This is a genomic window from Microbacterium jejuense (assembly GCF_019511665.1).
In the GTDB taxonomy this organism is placed as follows: Bacteria; Actinomycetota; Actinomycetes; order Actinomycetales; family Microbacteriaceae; genus Microbacterium; species Microbacterium jejuense_A.
The window spans coordinates 1-20,674 of sequence record NZ_JAEUAW010000014.1 but is presented as its reverse complement, the minus strand read 5'-3'; the positions used below and the strand labels follow the sequence as shown (position 1 = coordinate 20,674).

The 20,674-nt window shown below is 71.4% G+C and carries 15 protein-coding genes and 1 riboswitch; of the genes, 9 read left to right on the top strand and 6 right to left on the bottom strand.

The genetic code is table 11. From position 1 onward, the window contains the following. The first annotated feature begins 5 nt into the window (after positions 1-5). A complete protein-coding gene (locus JNB62_RS15590; RefSeq protein WP_220301823.1) occupies positions 6-2,219 on the top strand; it encodes an NADP-dependent isocitrate dehydrogenase in 2,214 nt (737 codons plus the stop codon). Positions 2,220-2,365: 146 nt separating this feature from the next. Here JNB62_RS15590 and JNB62_RS15585 read toward each other — a convergent pair whose 3' ends face one another. Then, the gene (locus JNB62_RS15585; protein WP_220301822.1) at positions 2,366-4,492 is read right to left on the bottom strand and encodes a L,D-transpeptidase family protein; all 2,127 of its coding nucleotides are present in this window, start codon (positions 4,490-4,492) and stop codon (positions 2,366-2,368) included. Between the two features lie 332 nt (positions 4,493-4,824). On the opposite strand from JNB62_RS15585, the gene JNB62_RS15580 reads away from it, so the two are divergent. The 7 genes from JNB62_RS15580 to JNB62_RS15550 all read left to right on the top strand — a co-directional run bounded on the left by JNB62_RS15580 (position 4,825) and on the right by JNB62_RS15550 (position 11,878). Continuing rightward, entirely contained in the window at positions 4,825-5,916 is a 1,092-nt protein-coding gene (locus JNB62_RS15580; RefSeq protein WP_374451070.1) for an ROK family transcriptional regulator, read from the top strand. A 114-nt stretch (positions 5,917-6,030) separates the two neighbouring features. Next, on the top strand, positions 6,031-7,371 hold the full coding sequence (locus JNB62_RS15575; protein WP_223231197.1) for an extracellular solute-binding protein: 1,341 nt from the start codon (positions 6,031-6,033) through the stop codon (positions 7,369-7,371). A 77-nt stretch (positions 7,372-7,448) separates the two neighbouring features. Further along, positions 7,449-8,405, top strand: a complete 957-nt coding sequence (locus tag JNB62_RS15570; protein WP_220301819.1) for a carbohydrate ABC transporter permease — start codon at positions 7,449-7,451, stop codon at positions 8,403-8,405. Beyond that, positions 8,405-9,319, top strand: coding sequence for a carbohydrate ABC transporter permease (locus tag JNB62_RS15565; RefSeq protein ID WP_220301818.1), 915 nt, complete (start codon positions 8,405-8,407; stop codon positions 9,317-9,319). The genes JNB62_RS15570 and JNB62_RS15565 overlap by 1 nt, the downstream gene beginning before the upstream one ends. Before the next feature lie 43 nt (positions 9,320-9,362). Beyond that, the gene (locus JNB62_RS15560) at positions 9,363-10,313 is read left to right on the top strand and encodes an ROK family protein (RefSeq protein WP_220301817.1); all 951 of its coding nucleotides are present in this window, start codon (positions 9,363-9,365) and stop codon (positions 10,311-10,313) included. Then, complete coding sequence (locus tag JNB62_RS15555) at positions 10,306-11,085, top strand: glucosamine-6-phosphate deaminase (protein ID WP_220301816.1); 780 nt, start codon at positions 10,306-10,308, stop codon at positions 11,083-11,085. Before JNB62_RS15560 ends, JNB62_RS15555 begins: the two co-directional genes overlap by 8 nt. 130 nt (positions 11,086-11,215) lie before the next feature. Further along, complete coding sequence (locus tag JNB62_RS15550; RefSeq protein ID WP_220301815.1) at positions 11,216-11,878, top strand: hypothetical protein; 663 nt, start codon at positions 11,216-11,218, stop codon at positions 11,876-11,878. 103 nt (positions 11,879-11,981) lie between these two features. On the opposite strand, the gene JNB62_RS15545 is transcribed toward JNB62_RS15550, so the two are convergent. From JNB62_RS15545 to JNB62_RS15525, 5 genes are all read right to left on the bottom strand, one after another. After that, positions 11,982-13,370, bottom strand: a complete 1,389-nt coding sequence (locus tag JNB62_RS15545) for an FAD-binding oxidoreductase (protein WP_220301814.1) — start codon at positions 13,368-13,370, stop codon at positions 11,982-11,984. After that, complete coding sequence (locus JNB62_RS15540) at positions 13,367-13,759, bottom strand: YrdB family protein (protein ID WP_220301813.1); 393 nt, start codon at positions 13,757-13,759, stop codon at positions 13,367-13,369. Before JNB62_RS15540 ends, JNB62_RS15545 begins: the two co-directional genes overlap by 4 nt. 78 nt (positions 13,760-13,837) lie before the next feature. Then, positions 13,838-15,865 carry a sigma-70 family RNA polymerase sigma factor gene (locus JNB62_RS15535; protein ID WP_220301812.1) on the bottom strand — a complete coding sequence of 676 codons (2,028 nt, stop codon included), beginning with the start codon at positions 15,863-15,865 and terminating at the stop codon, positions 13,838-13,840. 500 nt (positions 15,866-16,365) lie between these two features. Continuing rightward, positions 16,366-17,502 (bottom strand): N-acetylglucosamine-6-phosphate deacetylase, encoded by a 1,137-nt coding sequence (gene nagA, locus JNB62_RS15530; protein ID WP_220301811.1) that lies wholly within the window; start codon positions 17,500-17,502, stop codon positions 16,366-16,368. 27 nt (positions 17,503-17,529) lie between these two features. Further along, the gene (locus tag JNB62_RS15525; protein ID WP_220301810.1) at positions 17,530-19,074 is read right to left on the bottom strand and encodes a family 20 glycosylhydrolase; all 1,545 of its coding nucleotides are present in this window, start codon (positions 19,072-19,074) and stop codon (positions 17,530-17,532) included. Positions 19,075-19,225: 151 nt separating this feature from the next. Then, positions 19,226-19,310: riboswitch (ZMP/ZTP riboswitch) on the top strand. 37 nt (positions 19,311-19,347) lie between these two features. On the opposite strand from JNB62_RS15525, the gene glyA reads away from it, so the two are divergent. Further along, on the top strand, positions 19,348-20,622 hold the full coding sequence (glyA, locus tag JNB62_RS15520; protein WP_220301809.1) for a serine hydroxymethyltransferase: 1,275 nt from the start codon (positions 19,348-19,350) through the stop codon (positions 20,620-20,622). Positions 20,623-20,674 lie beyond the last annotated feature (52 nt).

The following is a 20,674-nucleotide window of genomic DNA, read 5'->3' as shown; positions in this document are numbered from 1 at the left end:
ATCAGGTGACCGACTCCACCATCATCTACACCTACACCGACGAGGCGCCGGCCCTCGCCACTGCGTCTTTCCTCCCGATCGTCCAGGCCGTCGCCGGTCAGGCGGGGGTCGAGATCGAGACGCGCGACATCTCGCTGGCCGGGCGCATCCTCGCCGCGTTCCCGCAGAACCTCACGCCCGAGCAGCAGGTGGGCGACGCGCTCGCCGAGCTCGGCGGCCTGGCCACGCTGCCCGAGGCGAACATCATCAAGCTCCCGAACATCTCGGCCTCGATCCCGCAGCTGAAGGCCGCGATCGCCGAGCTGCAGTCGCAGGGCTACGACATCCCCGACTACCCGGACGAGGCCGAGACCCTCGAGCAGAAGGACGTGCGCGCCCGCTACGACCGCATCAAGGGATCCGCCGTGAACCCGGTGCTGCGCGAGGGCAACAGCGACCGCCGCGCGCCGCTGTCGGTCAAGAACTACGCGCGCAAGCACCCGCACCGCAACAAGGCGTTCGGCGAGGGCTCGAAGACCCGCGTCGCGACCCTCGGCCACGATGACTTCAAGTCGAACGAGAAGTCGACGGTCATCGCCTCGGACGACGTGCTCACGATCCAGCACGTCGCCGCGGACGGCACCGTGACGGCGCTCAAGACCGGCCTCAAGGTGCTGCCGGGCGAGATCGTGGACGCGACCTTCCTGTCGGCCGCGGCGCTCGACGCGTTCCTCGCCGAGACGCTCGAGACGGTGAAGGCCGAGGACGTCCTGTACTCGGTGCACCTCAAGGCCACGATGATGAAGGTCAGCGACCCGATCATCTTCGGGCACGTGGTCAAGGCGTACTACGCGGACGTGTTCGACAAGTTCGGCGACAAGATCGCCGAGGCGGGCCTGACCCCGAACGACGGCCTGGGCGCGATCCTCGCGGGCCTGGCGAACGTCGAGGGCGGCGACGCGATCGCCGCCGCGTTCGCCGCCGCCACCGACTCGCCGCGCCTGTCGTACGTCAACTCCGACAAGGGCATCACCAACCTGCACGTGCCGTCCGACGTGATCGTCGACGCGTCGATGCCGGCGCTCGTCCGCAACGGCGGCAAGCTGTGGGGCGCCGACGGGGGCGAGGCCGACACGCTCGCGGTCATCCCCGACTCGTCGTACGCGGGCGTGTACCAGACCGTGATCGACGACGTCATCGCGCGCGGCCCGCTCGACCCCGCCACGATCGGCACCGTGCCGAACGTCGGCCTCATGGCGCAGGCCGCCGAGGAGTACGGCAGCCACGACAAGACGTTCGAGATCGCGGCCGCGGGCACGGTCCAGGTCGTGAACCAGGCCGGCGACGTGCTCCTCGAGCACGCCGTCCAGCCGGGCGACATCTGGCGCGCCACGCAGACCAAGGACGTCGCCATCCGCGACTGGGTGAAGCTCGCCGTCACGCGCGCCCGCGCGACCGGCGCGCCGGCGGTCTTCTGGCTCGACGAGAGCCGCTCGCACGACGCGGCGCTCATCGCCAAGGTCCGCGAGTACCTGCAGGACCACGACACCGAGGGCCTCACGATCGAGATCCTCGCCCCCGCCGCCGCGACCCAGTACTCCCTGGACCGCCTGCGCAAGGGCGAAGACACCATCTCGGTCACGGGCAACGTGCTGCGCGACTACCTCACCGACCTGTTCCCGATCCTCGAGGTGGGCACGAGCGCCAAGATGCTCTCGATCGTCCCGCTCCTCGCGGGCGGCGGTCTGTTCGAGACGGGCGCCGGCGGTTCGGCCCCGAAGCACGTGCAGCAGTTGCTCGCCGAGGACTACCTGCGCTGGGACTCGCTGGGCGAGTTCTTCGCGCTGGCCGCCTCGTTCGAGCACTACGCCGACTTCACGGGCAACGCCAAGGCGAAGATCCTGGCCGACACGCTGGATGCCGCCACGGGCACGTTCCTCGAGAACGACAAGTCGCCGGGCCGTGCGCTGGGCACGATCGACAACCGCGGCAGTCACTTCTACCTGGCCCTGTACTGGACGCAGGAGCTGGCGAAGCAGACGGACGACGCCGAGCTGGCCGCCGCCTTCGCGCCGGTGGCCGAGGCCCTCGCCGCCAACGAGCAGCAGATCGTGGACGAGCTGATCGCCGTCCAGGGATCGCCCGTCGAGATCGGCGGCTACTACCGCCCCGACGCCGAACTCGTCGCGCGCGTCATGCGTCCGTCCGCCACGTTCAACGCGGTGATCGACGCGCTCTGACCGCAGAACAAAGAGCGGAGTGGATGCCGGGCGACCGGCATCCACTCCGCTCTTCTTTCACGTCACGAGGGTTTCGACTCGCTTCGCTCGCTCAACCTTGACCCGCGCCGCGTCAACGCTCCTTCGTCGCATTGACCCGCCGCGCGTCAATAGTGCACGGAGACCTCGGTGCCGACGCGCGACCACTCGTAGATGTACTTCGCGGCGTCGTCCCACATGTTGACGCAGCCGTGGCTCTGCGGGAATCCGAGGGCCGAGCGGAACGCGCTGGCTCCGTGGAACGCGATGTCGGGGTAGAACCACGTGACCCACGGCACGTCCTCGGTGCAGTAGCTGTTCACCGCGTTCGGGTTGTAGCACAGGGCGCCCATGTCGGTGATCCGCGTGTAGGCGTAGACGGTGAAGTTGCCGGTGGGGGTGCGCGTGTTCGCCGCTCCCGACGACACCACGAACGTCTGGACGACCTGATCGTTCTCGAAGAGCGTCGCGCGCTGCGTGCTGAGGTTGACGTCGATCCTGCGCGCGAGGTTGGTGGTCGTGAACGGCGTCGCGGTGACCTTCAGCTCATAGGCGCCGTCGCCGCCGGCGATCTGCTCGGCGAAGGCGGCGGCGATGCCGTCGGTGCTCTCGAGCGTGCGGCCCTCGGCGCCGGCCGAGACCGGGTTGCCCAGCACCTTGCCCGCGCTGTTCGTCACGACTGTCGCGTTGACGGCGTCGCGGTTCACGAGGCCGGGCAGCGTGTCGACGACGCTCTGGATCTTCTGCTCGTCGACGTCGATGATGATCGAGCCGTCGTCGCCCTCGTCGAGGGTGATCCAGGATGCCGCGACCGCGGGATCCACCGGCACGGTGCGCTCGTCGCCGACGTAGAAGCCTACGTTCGCGAGCACGCCGTTGAGCTTCGTCGCGGTGTCGGCGGCGGTCTCGGTCGAGATCGTCGCGGGGACCTCGCCGACGACGGCCTCGACGTCCACGCTCGTCTTGCCGGCCTCGAAGGCGGCCTGCAGCGCCTGCTGCACGGTGGACAGGTCGATGCCGCTGCCGGCCTCTGCGGGCGTCGAGACGTACGACGCCGTCGCGGCGTCGTACGAGACAGTCGCATCGACCGGATCGGTGAACAGATCGGGGGCGGCGTCGCGCAGCGCCTCGACGGCGACCGCCGCGTCCAGCTCCACCTCGGCGCCCGTCTCGGCGAACCACGAGGTGACGTTCCACATCGGGTGCTCGCCGAACGCGGCGTCGGCCAGAGCCTGCCCGTCGACGGAGGCGCCGAGCTCGGCGCCGGTCAGCTCGGCGTCGCCGCCTTCGCCGGTGAGCACCACGGTCGTCTCGGCCAGTCGCTGCTCGATCGCAGCTGCAGCGGCGCCGGGCGTCATCCAGCCGACCGGAACGCCGGCCACCGTGGTGCCGGGCGCGATCAGCAGCAGCGACGACGCCACGAGGGCCACCGCCGCGACACCGGCGCCGATGCCCACCCAGAGCGCCGTGCGCTTCTTCTTCGGCTTCGGGGCGGGCTCGGCCCACGCATACACGACGCCGTCCGTACCGGCGGGCGGCGCGGCCGACGCCGGGGCGGCGAGATCGGGCAGGACGGTGGTCGCGTCGGCGTCCTGCGGTGCCACGGGATCGGCTACGGGGGCGAGGACCGCCGTCGCCGCGGACGCGGCGGGGGCGGCGTCGATGTCATCTGCGCCGGCAGCGGCCGGCGCGGAGCCCGCGGGGTCGGCGTCTTCGGAGTCGGCACGTTCACCGGCGGTGTCGGCGACGGGCTCTTCGGGCGCGGTCGCCTCGCCGGTCGTGGCTACGGTCTCGTCGGGGTCGGGATGGTCCGCCTCGGGTTCGACGACCTCGTCGCCCGCCTCGGGCTCGACGACCTCGTCGCTCGCGCCCGGTTCGGTGGGCTCGCCGTCGTCAACCGCGTCGGCTTCCTCGGGCTCAGCGACATCCGCTTCGACCTCGTCGGTCTGCTCAGGGGCGTCCACCCCGGCATCGCTGCTGTCGGCCGCGTCGGCGACTTCGGCCGCGTCCTCCGGTTCGCCGTCACCGTCGGCGGGGGCATCCGCGTCCTCCGCCTCGGCATCGCCGTCGGCGGCCTCGCCGTCGCCGTCGGCGGCGTCAGCAGCCTCGTCGGTCGGCTCGGCATCCACGGCGGACTCGTCCGCGGGGGAGCCCTCGAGCTCCTGGTCCGTGGCGTCGTCGACGGCCTCTTCGACCTCGGCGCCGTCGCCTGCGGACGCCTTGTCGGCCTGCCGCTGAGTCGCCAGATCCGTCACGCCTTCACCCCCCGAATGTGATTCACGCTTCCGACAATGGTAAGCGACGCCCGCGCGCGCGTGGGTCACGGCCTGATCACGCACGAACCGCCGGTCACGCCGCGAAAGCCGTGGGCCGGCGGCGGCAGAGCTCGTGGCCGCGCATCACAGTTTTGTAAAGCATCCGCCCAAAACGGATCGAGGACTTGCGGAAAGTTTGTTCGTAAGGTCTACTAACAAACATGCCAACTTCGGAAGCGCGACGCGGCCCTTCCATTATCGACGCGCCGCAGAGTTCCACCGCGAATGCCCGGGCATTCGCTCCCGGTCGCACCCTGCGCCAGGGCGCCAAGGTGCTTCCCGAGCACGCCCGCGGACACAACCGCTCGCTCGTGCTGCAGACGCTGTTCCACCAGGGCGCGATGAGCCGTGCCGATCTCTCGCGTGAGACGGGGCTGACCCGTGTCACCATCTCGGATCTCGTCGCAGAGCTGATCGCGGACGGCTTCGTCGCCGAGATGGGCGTGCGCGAGGCATCCGGTCCCGGCAAGCCGGCCATCCTCGTCGACCTCGATCACGCCGGCCACCGGATCGTCGGCCTCGACCTGTCGGGAAGCGACACGTTCATCGGCGCCGTACTCACGCTCGACGGCAGCATCGTGGCCCGCCGCGAAGTGCCCCTCCCCGCCGACGAGGAGGTCGTCTCGACGGTCATCGACCTCGCGCGTGCGCTCGTCGCCGAGGCGCATGCGCCGGTGCTCGGCGTCGGCGTCGGCACCCCGGGTGTGATCGACGACCGCGGTGTCATCCTCACGGCCCCCAACTTCGGCTGGGCCGGCTTCGACCTCGAGGGTGCGCTGCGGAGCGCCCTCGGGCTCCCCGTGCTCGTGGCCAACGACGCCAACGCGGCCGTTCTCGCGGAGTACACCTTCGGCGGCGCGCCCGACGACGTCCTGCTCGTCAAGGTCGGGCGCGGCGTGGGTTCGGGTCTGCTGCTGGCGGGCCAGCCCATGCGCGGCAGCCGCTTCGCGGCGGGCGAGATCGGCCACGTCACCGTCGGCACCGACGGCGGTCCCCAGTGCGCGTGCGGAAAGGTGGGATGCCTCGAAGCCTGGCTGTCCGTGCCGTCGCTGACGTCACGCCTGGCCGCGGCGTCCGACCCCGATGCCCACGAGGGCATCCTGAGAGACGCGGGGGAGCGGCTGGGCATCGCGCTCGCGCCCGTCGTCGGCACGCTCGACGTGTCGGAGATCGTCCTCTCCGGCCCTGCTGATCTTCTCGGCGGTCCCCTTGCGGATCGGGCCGTCGAGGCGCTCCGCGCGCGCACGCTCGCGCCGTCCCACGACGACGAAGGCGTGCGAGTGCGGATGACGGAGCAAGGCCAGGACATCGTCCTGCGCGGCGCGGCCGTCATGGTCCTGTCCGGACAACTGGGGGTGTCCTAGACCTCGGCCTAGACCCCGCAACCCCTCCGGCGGCTTCCCCCCGAACCGCCGGTATCCCCTCTGGATGGGTCACCCGACCCACCCGACCACCAAGAGAACATGAAGGAACACACCATGAAGAAGACGCTTGGAGCCGTGGCGCTCATCGGCGCCTCGGCACTGGTGCTCGCCGGCTGCGCCGGCAGCGGCAACGCGGGCGGCGGTTCGGCCGACGACGCTTCCGGGTTCGACCCCGAAGGCGCCAAGGGCCAGAACATCACGTTCTGGGTCATGGGTGGCGACACCCCGGACGAGCTGCGCCAGTACCTGAAGGACGAGTACAAGGCGGCCACCGGCGGCACGCTCACCATCGAGCAGCAGGACTGGACCGACGCGGTCACCAAGCTCGCGAACCAGCTCCCCGACGCCAACAACACCCCCGACGTCACCGAGATCGGCAACACCTGGTCGCCGACCTTCACGACGGCGGGCTCGTTCAGCGACCTGAGCGGCATCTACGACGAGCTCGGCGGCGACGACCTGCTGCAGTCGTTCGTGGACGTGGGCACGGTCGACGGCAAGCAGTACGCGCTTCCGTACTACTTCGGCTCGCGCTACATCACGTACCGCAAGGACATCTGGGATGCCGCGGGTCTCGAGGTGCCCAAGACGCTCGAGGAGTTCAACGAGGACGTCAAGACGCTCCGCACCGACAGCCAGTCGGGCTTCTACATCGGCGGCGAGGACTGGCGCAACGGCGTCTCGTGGATCTTCGCGAACGGCGGCGACCTGGCCAAGAAGGACGGCGACAAGTGGGTCTCGACCCTCAGCGACGCCAAGACCATCACGGGCCTCGAGCAGTTCCAGGACCTGTTCCAGAACGCCTCGAACGCTCCGGCCACCGAGGACGACAGCACCCCGTGGGTCAACATCAACAACGACAAGAACGGCAACCCGCCGACCGCCGCCACGATCATCGCACCCGGATGGGCGCACTGGTCGATCGGTGACTTCGTCGAGGAGAAGACCGGCGATGACGGCAAGGTGACCGAGGTCCGCGAGTGGAACGACGACACGTTCGGCGTCTTCCCGCTGCCCGGCACCACCGCGGGCGAGGCCGCTCCGGTCTTCGCCGGCGGCTCGAACATCGGCATCTCGGCCAAGAGCAAGAACCAGGCCGGCGCCAAGGAGCTGCTGCGCATCATCTTCTCGGACGAGTACCAGCAGATGCTCGGTGAGAACGGCCTCGGCCCGGCGAACACGCAGTTCGTCGACTCGCTGGGTGACGACATCTTCGCCTCGGCTCTCATCGAGTCGGCGCTGAACTCGAAGCTCACCCCGGCGGCGCCGGGCTGGGCCGCCGTCGAGGGTCAGAAGATCCTCGAGGAGTTCTTCGGCAAGGTGGCCGCCGGTGGTGACATCGAGGCGCTGGCCAAGGAGTACGACGAGAAGATCGACGCCATCATCAACGGCTGAGACCTTCTTGACCTGCCGGGGTCGCGGGCGGTGCCCGCGACCCCGGTCCCCTGCGAGACCCCCCGAAGGAGGCGGGCATGGCTGTTCCTGCCCCCACCACCATTGAGCACGACCGGCGTGCCGACGAGTCCGTCGGCACCCGTCGCCGCTCGCCCGTTCCCTACCTCCTGCTGATCCCCGCGATCGCCATCCTGCTGTTCGGCATGGGCTATCCCGTCGTGTGGCAGGTCATCACGTCCTTCCAGAAGTACGGCGCCCTGCAGCAGCTCGGCGGCAAGGCCCCCGACTTCGTCGGACTCGACAACTACATCGCGGTCGCGACGAGCCCCACCTTCTGGGAAGTGGCGCTGCGCTCGGTGATCTTCTGCATCGTCACCGCGTTCATCACCGTCGTCATCGGCATGGCGCTGGCGCTGCTCATGACCCGCGTCTTCGGGTGGGTGCGCATCACGCTGCAGATCGCCCTGCTGCTGGCCTGGGCGATGCCCGTCGTCGCCGCCATGACGGTGTGGATCTGGCTGTTCGACCGCCGACGCGGCGTCGTCAACTACCTGCTCGACCTCATCCCCGGTGTCGACATGAACCAGTACAACTGGATCGGCGGGGACCCGTTCGTCTTCTTCCTGGTCGCGTCGATCATCGTCACGTGGATGTCGGTGCCCTTCGTGGCCTTCTCGGCCTACGCCGGTCTCACGCAGGTCTCGACCGAGATGGTCGAGGCGAGCCAGCTCGACGGTGCGACCGGCTGGCAGCGGATGCGCTACATCGTGCTGCCGATCATCCGCCCGGTGATCATGATCGTCCTGCTGCTGAACCTCATCTGGGACCTGCGCGTCTTCACGCAGATCACGATGCTGCAGGATGCCGGTTCCAAGACCACCAGCTACGACCTGCTCGGCACGTACATCTACAAGATGGGCGTCGCGGGCCTGAACTTCGGCCAGGGCGCCGCGATGGCGATCTTCGTGCTCGCGCTGACGATCGTCCTCAGCTGGTTCTACATCCGCAGTCTCCTGAAGGAGGACCAGGCCTGATGTCCGCCTCTGCACAGCTCGCGCCGACGCCCACCCGCGCGCCGCGTTCGTCCCAGCCGGCCGCGCCGGCCGCCAAGCGCCGTCCCCGTGGCCGCGGAGCCAAGTGGGGGTGGAGCATCCTCGCGATCGTGCTCGCCCTCATCTGGGTGTTCCCGGTCTACTGGATGGTCAACTCGTCGATGCTCTCGTCGGCGACGCTCGAGTCGTTCACGCCGACCTTCCTGCCCCTCGGCGGCAACTTCGACAACTTCGGCGCGGTCATCAACGACAGGTTCTTCAGCGCGCTGGGCATCAGCCTCGCGGTGACGATCATCGCGGTGTTCTGCTGCCTTCTGTTTGCGTTCCTCGCCTCGGTGGCGATCAGCCGCTTCCGCTTCCGCGGGCGCACGACGTTCGTCCTCGCCATCCTCATCGTCCAGATGCTGCCCGCCGAGGGCCTGTTCATCGCGCAGTACAAGATGATGAGCGAGCTCGGCCTGCTGTCGAACATCCTCGGCCTCAGCCTCCTCTACATCGCGGCGGTGGTGCCGTTCACCGTGTGGATGCTGCGCGGCTTCGTCGCCGGTGTCCCGGCCGAGCTGGAGGAGGCCGCGATGGTCGACGGGCTCAGCCGCACCCAGGCCTTCATGCGGATCACGCTGCCGCTGCTGGCGCCCGGGCTCGTGGCATCCGGTGTCTTCGCGTTCCTGCAGTGCTGGAACGAGTTCACCGTCGCCCTGGTGATCATGAACGCCGAGAACCAGACCCTGCCGCTGTGGCTGCGCGGGTTCGTGCAGCAGAGCACCAGCCGTGCGATCGACTGGGGCGAGGTGATGGCCGCATCGACGATCGTGGCGATCCCCGTCATCATCTTCTTCGTGATCGTCCAGGGCCGCATGACGAGCGGCCTCGTCGCGGGCGCGGTCAAAGGCTGATGGGCGCGCACAGAGTCGCCGCCTCCGGTGCGGAGGTCGGCGGATGAGGGTCGGACTCGATGTCGGCGGCACCAAGACCGATGCGGTCGCCGTCGACGCCGCGGGCGCGATCGTCGGCCGGCTGCGCGTGCCCACCGGCTGGGGACCGGATGCCGTCGGCCAGACGATCGTGGACGCCGTGCGTTCGCTCGGGGCCGAGGCAGGGGTCGACCTGGCCGCCGTCCGCTCCGTCGGCGTCGGCATCCCGGGGCAGATCGAGCCGGGTACCGGCCGTGTCGTGCACGCCGTGAACCTCGGCGTCGAGTCGCTCGACCTCGCGGCCGTCGTAGCGCCGCAGCTGGGCGTGCCGGTGCAGGTGGAGAACGACGTGAAGGCAGCCGCCCTCGGTGCGCACGCGCTGCACACCGGCGGATCGCCGACCCCTGGATCGATGGCGTACCTCAACCTCGGCACCGGCATCGCGGCGGGCATCGTCTCGGACGGCGTGCTGTGGCGCGGCGCTCGCGGTACCGCGGGCGAGGTCGGCCACATCTCGGTCGACCCGAACGGGCCGCTGTGCCGCTGCGGCCAGCGCGGCTGCATCGAGTCGTTCGCCGGCGGCGGGGCCGTCGCCGAGCGCTGGGGGCGCCGGGCCGCGCTGCCCGTGCGCGACGTGTTCGATGCAGCGGACGCCGGCGACGCCGAGGCCCGCGAGCTGCGCACAGGGCTCGCCCGCGGCGTGGCCGCCGCGATCCGGGTACTGGTGCTGACGGCCGACGTCGATATCGTGGTGCTCGGAGGGGGTGTCACCGCGTTGGGCGATCGACTGATGACGGATGTCGCAGCCGAACTGGCGGCCAGCGCCGAGGCGTCCCCCTTCATGCGCTCGCTGCGCCTGCAGGAGCGGGTCGAGCTGCTGCCGCCGGGTTCGCCGGCTGCGGCGCTCGGGGCCGCGATCGTCGGCGCACAGGGCGACACCACCCACGACACCGAGGAGGCTCTCGTCCATGGCTGAGATCGTCATCGTCCGCGACAAGGCTGAGGCGGGTGCGCTGGTCGCCGACCACATCGCCTCGCTCCTCCGCGACAACCCCGAGACCGTCCTCGGCCTTGCCACCGGCTCGACGCCGCTGCCCGTGTACGAGGCGCTCCGCTCGCGTCTGGACGGCGTGGACGTGTCGCGCGTGCGCGGCTTCGCGCTCGACGAGTACGTCGGCATCGACCCCGCCCACCCAGAGAGCTACCGCTCGGTGATCACCCGCGAGGTCGTCGAGCCCCTGGGGCTGAACCCGGCGCTCATCCGCACGCCGGACGGCACGCCCGAGGGCATCGAGCACCACGGCGAGGAGTACGACGAGGCCATCCGCGCAGCCGGCGGCATCGACCTGCAGATCCTCGGCATCGGCACCGACGGTCACATCGGCTTCAACGAGCCGGGGTCGTCGTTCGCGTCGATCACCCGCGTCAAGACGCTCACCGAGCAGACGCGCAAAGACAACGCCCGCTTCTTCGACTCGATCGACGACGTGCCCATGCACTGCATCACACAGGGACTCGGCACGATCCTGCGCGCCCGGCACCTCGTGCTGCTGGCGTTCGGCGAAGGCAAGGCGGCCGCGGTCGCGGGCGCCGTCGAGGGCCCGGTGACGGCATCCCTTCCCGGCTCGGCGATCCAGCTGCATGAGCGCGCCACCGTGGTGGTCGACGAGGCCGCCGCGTCGCAGCTCGCCCGCGCGGACTACTACCGCTACGCGTACGCGAACAAGCCCGACTGGCAGGGCATCTGAGCCCTATGCTGACGGCATGACACAGCCGTCACCGACTCCGGCGGCGGCGGGGGATGCTTCATCCTCCGCCGCTGCGTCGTCCGGAGCTGCGTCGTCCGGTGCTGCCGCATCAGGGGTGCCCGCTCCGGACGTGCCCGCGTCGGCTGGCGCCGACGATCCCACCGTTCGCGACGCCCGGCTGGCGTGGATCATCGGCGGCTCGCTGCTGATCGCCCGCGCCGCGCTCACGCTGATCATGAGCGGCAGCCCGGTGCTCGGCTTCCCGGGTGCGGGCTTCGTGCTGGACGGCCTGTGGGCCGCCGCGCTGTCGGTGTTCGCATTCGGAGTGCGCGGTCACGGCAGTGTCGTCGCGCGTCGTCCGCTCGGCGTCGTGGCGCTGGTGACAGCGGCCGCCGTCCCGCTGCTGACAGACGCCATGTGGTCGGTCGGCGCGTCGATCGCAGGCGACCCGACCTGGGCCTTCGCTCTCGGAAACGGGCCGATCGTCCTCTCGCTCGGCGCGCTCATCGTGGCCACGGTCGTGATCGGACGCGCCGGAGTGTTGCCCCCGCGACTGCGCTGGGTGCCGCTGATCGTCCTCGCCGTCTCTGCCGGGGCACAGATCGTGATGTCGATCGTCGCGGTGTCGCTGGCCGACAATCTCGTCCGCCCCGACGTCACGGCCGCCTACTTCTTCGCCGGCGCGCTCGGCACCCTCGGCGTCCTGCTGCTCGGCATCCTCGCGATCGTGTTCGCCCCACGCGAGGCACCGAAACCCGCGCCGCCGACGCAGGTCTATCCGCCAGCATCCTGACCCGCCTCCACGCGCTGCTCGGGTGGCGCGAGGGATGGGCTGCAGGTGGTGGATGCCGCGCATTGCGTCACCCGAGCGGCCCGTCGCCGCCCGCCGGGTCGGCTCAGGGCGCGAACACCTTGCCGGGGTTGAGGATGCCCTGCGGGTCGAACACGCGGGTGATCTGCCGCTGCAGCTCCCACTGGTCGTCGCCGAGCTCGTCGGCCAGCCAGCGGCGCTTCAGCACGCCCACGCCGTGCTCGCCGGTCAGCGTGCCGCCCAGGCGCAGTGCGGCGCGGAACAGGTCGTCGGCGGCGGCCCAGATGTACTCGGGAGCCTCGACGACCCCGAACTCGTCGGGCTCCGCGTCGAAGATGAAGTTGGGATGCAGGTTGCCGTCGCCGGCGTGCGCGACGGTCGGGATCACCACGCCGTGCTCGCGCTCGACGCGGGCGATCTCGTCGAACATCGCGGGCAGTGCGCTGCGCGGCACCGAAACATCCTCGATGAGCGCGGTGCCGAGCGTCTCCATGGCGGGGTGCATCGACCGCCGGATCGCGAGGAGCCGCTCGCCCTCTTCGCGGTCGTGTGAGACGGCGACGGTGCCGCCCGTGGCGCGCAGCACATCGGCGATCGCGTCGGCTTCGACCCCCGCCGCGGGGCCGTCGGTCTGGATCGTGAGCTGGGCGGCACCCGGCGTGGCCGCCGGGAGCGACAGCAGCGCGTGCACGGCCGCGAGGGATGCGGCATCCATCAGCTCCATGATCGCGGGCTGGACACCGGACGCCGTGACCGCAGCGGATGCCTCCGCCGCCGTCCGCACGTCGGGGAACGTCGCGGCGACCGTGCACACCTCGCCGGGCACGAGCCGGCGGAGCTTCAGCGTGGCGCCCACGACGACGCCGAGCGTGCCCTCGGAGCCGATGACCAGCGACGTGAGGTCGAGGCCGGTCACTCCCTTGACCGTGCGGTGGCCGAGGTGCAGCAGGCGGCCGTCGGCGAGGACGATGTCGACGCCCAGCACCGCGTCGCGCACGACGCCGTACTTGGCGCACAGCAGTCCGCCGGCGCCCGTGGCGATGTTGCCGCCCACGGTCGAGATCGCCCGGCTGGCGGGGTCGGGCGCCCACCACAGACCGTGCGGCGCGAGCGCCGCGTTGAGGTCGGCGTTGAGGATGCCGGGCTCGACCACCGCGAGCAGGTCGTCGGGGCGTACGTCGAGGATGCGGTCCATGCCGCGCACCGACAGCGCGATCTCGCCGGCGCCGGCGTTCGCGGCGCCCGCCAGCCCGGTGCCGGCGCCGCGGGTGACGACGGGGGTCGCGGTCGCGCTCGCGATGCGCAGCGTCTGCTGCACGTCCTCGATGCTGCGCGCATGCACGACGGCGATAGGCGTGCCGGCCGCGGCGTGCCCCGATTTGTCGGCGCGCGCCGCGTTGAGCGATCCGGGGGAGGTGTCGACGCGGTCGCCCAGCGCCTCGCGCAGGAGGGCGAGAGCGTCGGGTGCGGTCACGCGATGCGCCGGCGACCGGCGATGACGCCGACGGTCACCGCGACGATGCCGAATCCGAGCCCGATCCAGGCATTGCCCATCATCCACCACGCGACGGTGGCAGAGGCGTAGACGAGCAGCTCGACGATCGCGCGCACGAAGGGGTGCACGCCGAACACCGCGCGCGGCGAGACGAACAGCGCCCACACCAGGATCGCGATCGCCGGAGCGGCGAGCCCGGCGAGGATGTTCCACGCGAACGGGAACATCGTGAAGCCCCACAGCGCCAGCGAGACGATCGCGAAGATCTCGCACACGAACGCCAGCACGTCGATCGCCGACAGCGGTGCGCGCGTTCCGGGCGCCGGTTCGGCGGGCGGGCGAGGCGTGACGGGCGGCGTGTCGGACATGGGCTCCAGTCTACGTCGAGTGGATGCCGCGGCCCTCGGCGGCGGCCGGTCGACGGGGCGGCCCGCACAGGCAGCGGATCAGGACTGCGGGGCAGCGTCCGCGGGCTGCTGACCGTGGGTCGCCGCCGAGGCGGTCGCCTCCGCGGTGGTCGCCCCTGTGGTGGTCGCTGCCGAGGGGGAAGCAGCGGTCGCGGTCACGCTTCCGGCGTCGTCGGAGCGCGGCGCCGGGGTGAGCGAGCGCGGGGCAGCGGCGAGGCTCTGAGGCGTCGCGGCGAGGCTCTGCGGGGCCATGACAGCACCCTTGCCCTTGCCCTTGTTGCCGTCCGTGCTGCCGTTGACAGCCCCGTTGCCGGTGCCCGTGTTGCCGCCGTTGCCACCCCCGGTGCCGTTGGTGGGGGTGCCGTTGCCGGTCGTGCCGCCGTTGCCCGTCGTTCCGCCGTTGCCGCCTCCGGTGCCGTTGGTGGGCACGCCGACGCCGGAGTTCCCGGTGCCGCCGCCGGCGTTCCCGGTGCCGCCGCCGGTGTCACCGTTGTTGCCTGCGTTGCCGTTGTTGCCTGCGCCGGCGTTCCCGTTACCGTTGCCCGCACCGGTGTCGTTGCCCTGGCCGCCCCCGTTGGTCTGCCCGCCTGAGCCGCCGGCGGTTCCCGCGCCCGAGGTGCTTCCCGGGGCGGCGGCGCCCGCGCCGTCCGTCGGCGTGCCTCCCGTGCCCGAGAGCGGTGTCGTGGCGCCGTCCGCGGCGGCCGGTGGCGCGGCGGGCAGATCCGCGGGAGCGGGGCCTGTCGTGGGCAGCTGGAGGGTCGTGTCGGCAGCCGGGTCGGGCACGAGCGGGGGAGTGACGGGGGCTGTGTCAGAGACGCTCGTCTTCACCGGTTCGGGGCCGGCCTCCACGGGCGGGAGCGAGACGGCCGCGGCGACCACGCCGCCCACGACCACGAGGCTCGCCGCTGCAAGGCCGGATGCGGCCCCGATGCCCGCCAGCGCCGTGCCGCCGGCGGCCACTGTCGAGACGGCGGCAGCGCCCGCACTCGCGCCGGCCGCGACGCCCGAGCCGACCCCCGCGGCGGTCCCGGTCACGGCTCCCGCACCGGCGGCGGCTCCCGTCCCGGTCGCGGACGCAGTGCCCACCGCGGCTCCCGTCCCGGCTGCCGCACCGGAACCGGCCGCGGCACCACCGCCGGCGGCACCCGTTCCGGCGGCACCGCCACCCGCCGCGCCTCCGGTCACGCCAGCAGGCAGCACCGTCACGGCGCCCTGCACGACGGTCGACGGCATGGCGGCCAGCGCCACGAGTGGCGCGCTGCCGCCCTGCAGCGTGGCGAGGTAGCCGGTCGTTCCGACGGCGCCCAGGGCGAGCGGCAGCAGCACGAGGGCGAGTCGGCTCGAGACCTCGCGGGCCTCGCTCGCCACGATGGAGCACCGCACGCATGTCGCGAGGTGCGCGTCGACCTTGCCCAGGTCGCGGCGCCCGAGGTTGTGGCGGGCGTAGGCGCCGAGGCGCTCGATGGTCCACTGGCAGTCCGAGCCGTCCTCGACCGCCTGCAGGTGCGCCTGGATCCAGGCCTCGCGCAGGCCCTCGCGTGCGCGGAACGTCAGTTGAGCGACGGCAGTGGCCTTCATGCCGAGCAGCGGCGCGATCTCTGCCGGCTTCATCCGCTCGATCTCGGAGTACCAGAGCACCTCCTGCCACCGCGTCGGCAGGCTGCGGAAGGCGCGGTGGGTGAGACCACGGTCGAGGGCGGCCTCGCTGGCGTGCTCGCCGGCGGCAGGATCCTCGACGCCGTCGAGTTCGTCGTACGCCGTCTCGCGTCGCGCGCGGCCCCAAGCCGCGGCTGTGTTGCGGATGCTGGTGAACAGGTACGCGCGGAACGAGCCCGTCGGGCCGCCGCCCGCCACGATCGACTGGTAGATGCGCGTGTACGCCTCTTGCACGAGGTCGTCCGCGTCCAGGCTCGACGTCATGTTGCGCGCCACCGTGACGCCCGCCCGGTAGTGGCGGCGCCACAGCTCGCCGAACGCGCCACGGTCGCCGGAGCGCGTTCGCACGACGAGGTCGGCGTCGCCGAGAACGACCGGCTCCTGCTGCTGGCGGACGTCGTCGTGGTCCATGTGATTACCCCAGTTCGCGAGCGTCTGGCCCGCTGTGAACTCCCCGGCGCGGCGCCGGCAGGCGCCGCGACGACTCCCATTCTCGCCGCCGTCGGGCCTTTTGACCAGGGTGGATGCCGCAACCCGGCGTCTTCGGGAGTGCCAGGGCCGCGGCATCCGCTTTCCGACCTGACCAGGGAAGAGCCCGAAGAAATTCTGAGAAGTCGCGTAATGGACCGGGGATGCGGCCGTCTCTTTCGTCAGAGTGGCACGCCGCCCGACGTGTGGGGCACGACGGTGGCAGCGCCCCCGCGGTTCACCCGCGGACCAGGCGGGGCTCGAAGGGATCTCGGGGGAGGGACCTTCGGCCCCGCCTTCGCCTATCTGTGGCACATCCGCGGCCGATGCGTTTCGTCTCGCTTCGCTCGCTCAACGACCGAGCTCCGGGATCGTCCGCGCTCGCGGCGACCCCCGGTCGCTGAGCGAGCGCCGGCGAGACGAAGCGTGGCGCCGCAACGCCGTCAGGCCGGGGCGCCGTCGATCCAGACCCGCTGCACGGCGAGGTCGGCGTCCAGCAGCACGGCGTCGGCGACCGAGCCGATGTCGAGCCGGCCGAGGTCGGGGCGGCCGATCGCGAGCGCGGGGATCTCGCTCGCCGCGCGCAGCGCGACATCGAGCGGAACCCCCGCGCCCACGACGTGGCGCACGGCGGCGTCCTGGGTGAGCGTCGACCCGGCGATCGAGTCGCCCTCGACGAGGCGCGCGACCCCGTCGGTCACGCGCACGGCGAGGCCGCCCAGCTCGTACGCACCGTCGGCGGCTCCCGCGGCGGCCATGGCGTCGGTGATGAGCGCGATGCGGTCGCCCGCGGCGGCGAACAGCGTCGCCACGAGGTCGAGGTCGACGTGCACGCCGTCGGCGATCACCTCCAGCGTCACGCGCTCGTCGCGCAGCGCGGCGATCACGGGGCCGGGGGCGCGATGGTGGATGCCGGGCATCGCGTTGAACGCGTGCGTGATGAGCGTCGCACCCGCGTCGAAGGCGCGGCGGGCGGTCGCGGTATCCGCGTCCGTGTGGCCCACCGCGACGGCGACGCCGGCGTCGGTGAACCGGCGGATGGCCTCGAAGGCACCCGGGCGCTCGGGCGCGAGCGTGACCTGGCGGATCGTGCCCCGCCCGGCGGCGAGCAGCGCGTCTACGGAGGCCGTGTCGGGGGCGCGCAGCAGCGATTCGGTGTGCGCTCCCTTGTGACCCGGGTCCAGGAAGGGCCCCTCCAGGTGCGAACCCAGGATCGTCGGGTCGGCCTCGGTGAGGTCGGCGACCATCGCCACGCGCCCGGCGAGGTCGTCGATCGACGCGGTGATGAGCGAGAGAACCGCGCGCGTCGTGCCGTGGGCCCGGTGGACGGCGCGCGCCGTCCGCACCGCCTGGGGACCGTCGTCGAACGCAGCGCCGGCGCCCCCGTGACCGTGGATGTCGATGAACCCGGGGGCGAGGCATCCACCGTCTCCGTCGATCTCGTCGGCGGCGGGCGGGCGATCGGCCCCCGTGCCGACGGCGGCGACGCGCCCGCCCTCGAACAGCGCCCAGCCGTCGGGGCGGTCGCCGTCGACGGTGGCGGAGCCGAAGAGGCGGACGGAGTGGACGAGGATGCTCATGCGGTGCTCCGGACTAGGCCGACGGGGTCACTCGGTGACCCACGGGATCTCGGGGGACGGGTGGAAGCCGATGCCCATGCTGGTCCACAGCGGGCCGAGCGCACCCACGCGGGTGCGGAACGACTCCCACGTGCGCAGGTCGCTCTCGCCCGTGCGCGGCGACCAGCCCGCCTCGGCGGCTGCGGCGGCGCGCGGGAAGGCCATCGTGTCGATGTCTGCGGCGGTGCGGATCGTCTCGGTCCACAGCGGCGCCTCGACGCCGAGGATGGCGTCGTCGCCCACGCCGGGCAGGACGTCGGCGGGCTCCCACGAGTACGCGTCCTGGACGCTCGTGGGTCCGTTCGCCCACGTCAGTCCCAGGTCGGGACCCGTCGGGTACTTCATGTCGAGGTAGATCGCGTCGGCGGGCGACAGGATGACGCCTGCGCCGTTGTCGACGAACGTCTGCGCCTTCTCGGCGAAGCCCTCCAGCGGCTCGACGTAGCCCCAGTACTGCCCCACAGTGGTGTCGGCGACGTCCTTCGCCGAGCCGGCCTCGTGCCACGCCACCGGCGTCTTGCCGAGGTCGGCGATGAGCGCGCTCACCCGCGTCACGAAGTACGCGAAGTCGTCGTCGGCCGTCGCGAGCGACTCGTCGCCGCCGAAGTGCAGGTACGGCCCGGGAGTCATCGCGGCGAGCTCGCCGAACACGTCGGCCACGAAGTCGTACGTCGCCTCGTCGTGGATCTTCAGCGACGAGAAGCCCACGGCCATGCCGTCGTACGGTGTCGCCGGGCGCGGCTCCTGCCCGCCGTAGTCGCGGATGATCTCGCGCATGTGGTCCGAGATGACCGGGTCCTCCGCCAGCTCGGGGTAGGCGAGGCCGACGGCGTGGGTGTGGCCGGGCATGTCGAGCTCGGGCACCACGATCATGTGGCGGGATGCCGCGTACTCGACGATCTCGCGGTAGTCGTCCTTCGTATAGAAGCCGCCCGCGTCTGCGCCGACCGCGGTCGCCGACGCCTTCTCGGTGAGCTCGGGACGGGCGTCGAGCTGGATGCGCCATCCCTGGTCGTCTGACAGGTGCAGGTGCAGCGCGTTGAACTTGAGCGACGACGCGCGATCGATGTAGCGCTTGACGGTGTCGACGCCGTGGAAGTGGCGCGCGACGTCGAGCATCACGCCGCGGTACGCGAACCGCGGGGCGTCCTCGATCACGACCGCGGGCACGATCCATCCGTCGCCGTCCCGGGCGACGAGCTGGCCGAGGGTCTGCACGCCGTAGAAGAGTCCCGCGGCGTCCGCGCCGGTGATCGTGACGGATGCCTCGTCCACGGCGATCCGGTAGGACTCGGGCGCGCCGCCGGAGACGATGCGCAGCTCGATGCCCGCAGCACCGTCGGCGGTGGCCGGCGTCAGGCCGGTGCGGGCCGTGAGGATCGCCGCAAGCGCGGTGGCGGCACTGGTGCTGAGCGAGGTACGAGACGAATCATCCACGTCTCCCGATACGGACGTGGCGGACGTGAGCCGGAACGGCGCTCCTGAACCCGCCTCGATCGAGGCGGGCGCGGGGACGACGGCGGGAAGCGACACAGTGTCTCCATTCTGTGCGGCCGGAGCGCAGCCGGCCAAGAGCGCGGCGGCCAGAAGGGCCGCTGCAGCGGTCCGTCCTCGTCGACGCGACATGTAAAGAGTCCTAACAAAAGGGGCGAGGTCCAGCCTAGCGGGTCGAGTTCCGTTATGCTCGGAGGGTCGCGACTGGCGTTGAGGTGGGACACCACCGGGGAGCGACCGACTACGGCATTCGACCGCACGCCTGGGCCGATGTGGGACCTCTTTTCCGAAAGCCGTGAGTCAGGAGATCGCATGACCGATCAGTTCTTCAACGCCCCCCTCGCGGAGGTCGACCCCGAGATCGCCCAGGTGCTCGAGCGCGAGCTCGAGCGTCAGCGCGGCTACCTCGAGATGATCGCCTCCGAGAACTTCGTGCCGGTCTCGGTGCTGCAGTCGCAGGGCTCGGTGCTGACCAACAAGTACGCCGAGGGCTACCCCGGCCGCCGCTACTACGGCGGCTGCGAGGAGGTCGACGTCGCCGAAGAGCTCGCCATCGAGCGCGCCAAGGCGCTGTTCGGCGCCGAGTTCGCCAACGTCCAGCCCCATTCCGGCGCCACCGCCAACGCCGCCGTGCTGCACGCGATCGCCCGCCCCGGCGACACGCTGCTCGGCCTGTCGCTCGACCAGGGCGGCCACCTGACGCACGGCATGAAGATCAACTTCTCGGGCCGGCTGTACAACATCGTCGCGTACGGCGTCGACCCCGAGACGAGCGTCATCGACATGGACGAGGTGCGCCGCCTCGCCATCGAGCACCAGCCGAAGGTCATCATCGCCGGCTGGTCGGCGTACCCACGTCAGCTGGACTTCGCGAAGTTCCGCGAGATCGCCGACGAGGTGGGCGCCACGCTGTGGGTCGACATGGCGCACTTCGCCGGCCTCGTCGCCGCGGGCCTGCACCCGAACCCGGTGCCGCACGCCCACGTGGTGTCGTCGACGGTGCACAAGACGATCGGCGGTCCCCGCTCGGGCTTCATCCTCACCAACGACGCCGACCTCGCGAAGAAGATCAACACCGCGGTGTTCCCGGGCCAGCAGGGCGGCCCGCTCATGCACGTGATCGCCGCCAAGGCCACGGCGTTCAAGCTCGCTGCGACGCCCGAGTTCAAGGAGCGTCAGGAGCGCGTGCTGCGCGGCGCCCACATCATCGCCGAGCGTCTGGCCCAGCAGGACGTCGTGGATGCCGGCATCTCGGTGCGTTCCGGCGGCACCGACGTGCACCTCGTGCTGGTCGACCTGCGCAACGCCGAGATCGACGGCAAGCAGGCGGAGGACCTCCTGCACGAGATCCACATCACCGTGAACCGCAACGCCGTGCCGAACGACCCGCGCCCGCCGATGGTGACCTCGGGCCTGCGCATCGGCACCCCGGCCCTCGCGACGCGCGGCTTCGGCGACGCGGAGTTCACCGAGGTGGCGGACGTCATCGCGCTCGCGCTGCAGCCCGGCGCCGACGTCGCGGCCCTGCGCACGCGCGTCGCCGCCCTGACCGCCGCCTTCCCGCTGTACCCCGGCCTGCAGCAGTGACCTCGGGATGCCGGCGGCCGCGGCCGCCGGCATCCACCCCCAACCCCACCCC

Bases quoted from the DNA above. Each gene is read 5' to 3' on its own strand.
- glyA (WP_220301809.1), top strand. From the start codon at position 19,348: ATGACCGATCAGTTCTTCAACGCCCCCCTCGCGGAGGTCGACCCCGAG.
- JNB62_RS15560 (WP_220301817.1), top strand. From the start codon at position 9,363: ATGAGGGTCGGACTCGATGTCGGCGGCACCAAGACCGATGCGGTCGCC.
- JNB62_RS15565 (WP_220301818.1), top strand. From the start codon at position 8,405: ATGTCCGCCTCTGCACAGCTCGCGCCGACGCCCACCCGCGCGCCGCGT.
- JNB62_RS15535 (WP_220301812.1), bottom strand. From the start codon at position 15,865: ATGGACCACGACGACGTCCGCCAGCAGCAGGAGCCGGTCGTTCTCGGC.
- JNB62_RS15570 (WP_220301819.1), top strand. From the start codon at position 7,449: ATGGCTGTTCCTGCCCCCACCACCATTGAGCACGACCGGCGTGCCGAC.
- JNB62_RS15555 (WP_220301816.1), top strand. From the start codon at position 10,306: ATGGCTGAGATCGTCATCGTCCGCGACAAGGCTGAGGCGGGTGCGCTG.
- JNB62_RS15575 (WP_223231197.1), top strand. From the start codon at position 6,031: ATGAAGAAGACGCTTGGAGCCGTGGCGCTCATCGGCGCCTCGGCACTG.
- nagA (WP_220301811.1), bottom strand. From the start codon at position 17,502: ATGAGCATCCTCGTCCACTCCGTCCGCCTCTTCGGCTCCGCCACCGTC.
- JNB62_RS15540 (WP_220301813.1), bottom strand. From the start codon at position 13,759: ATGTCCGACACGCCGCCCGTCACGCCTCGCCCGCCCGCCGAACCGGCG.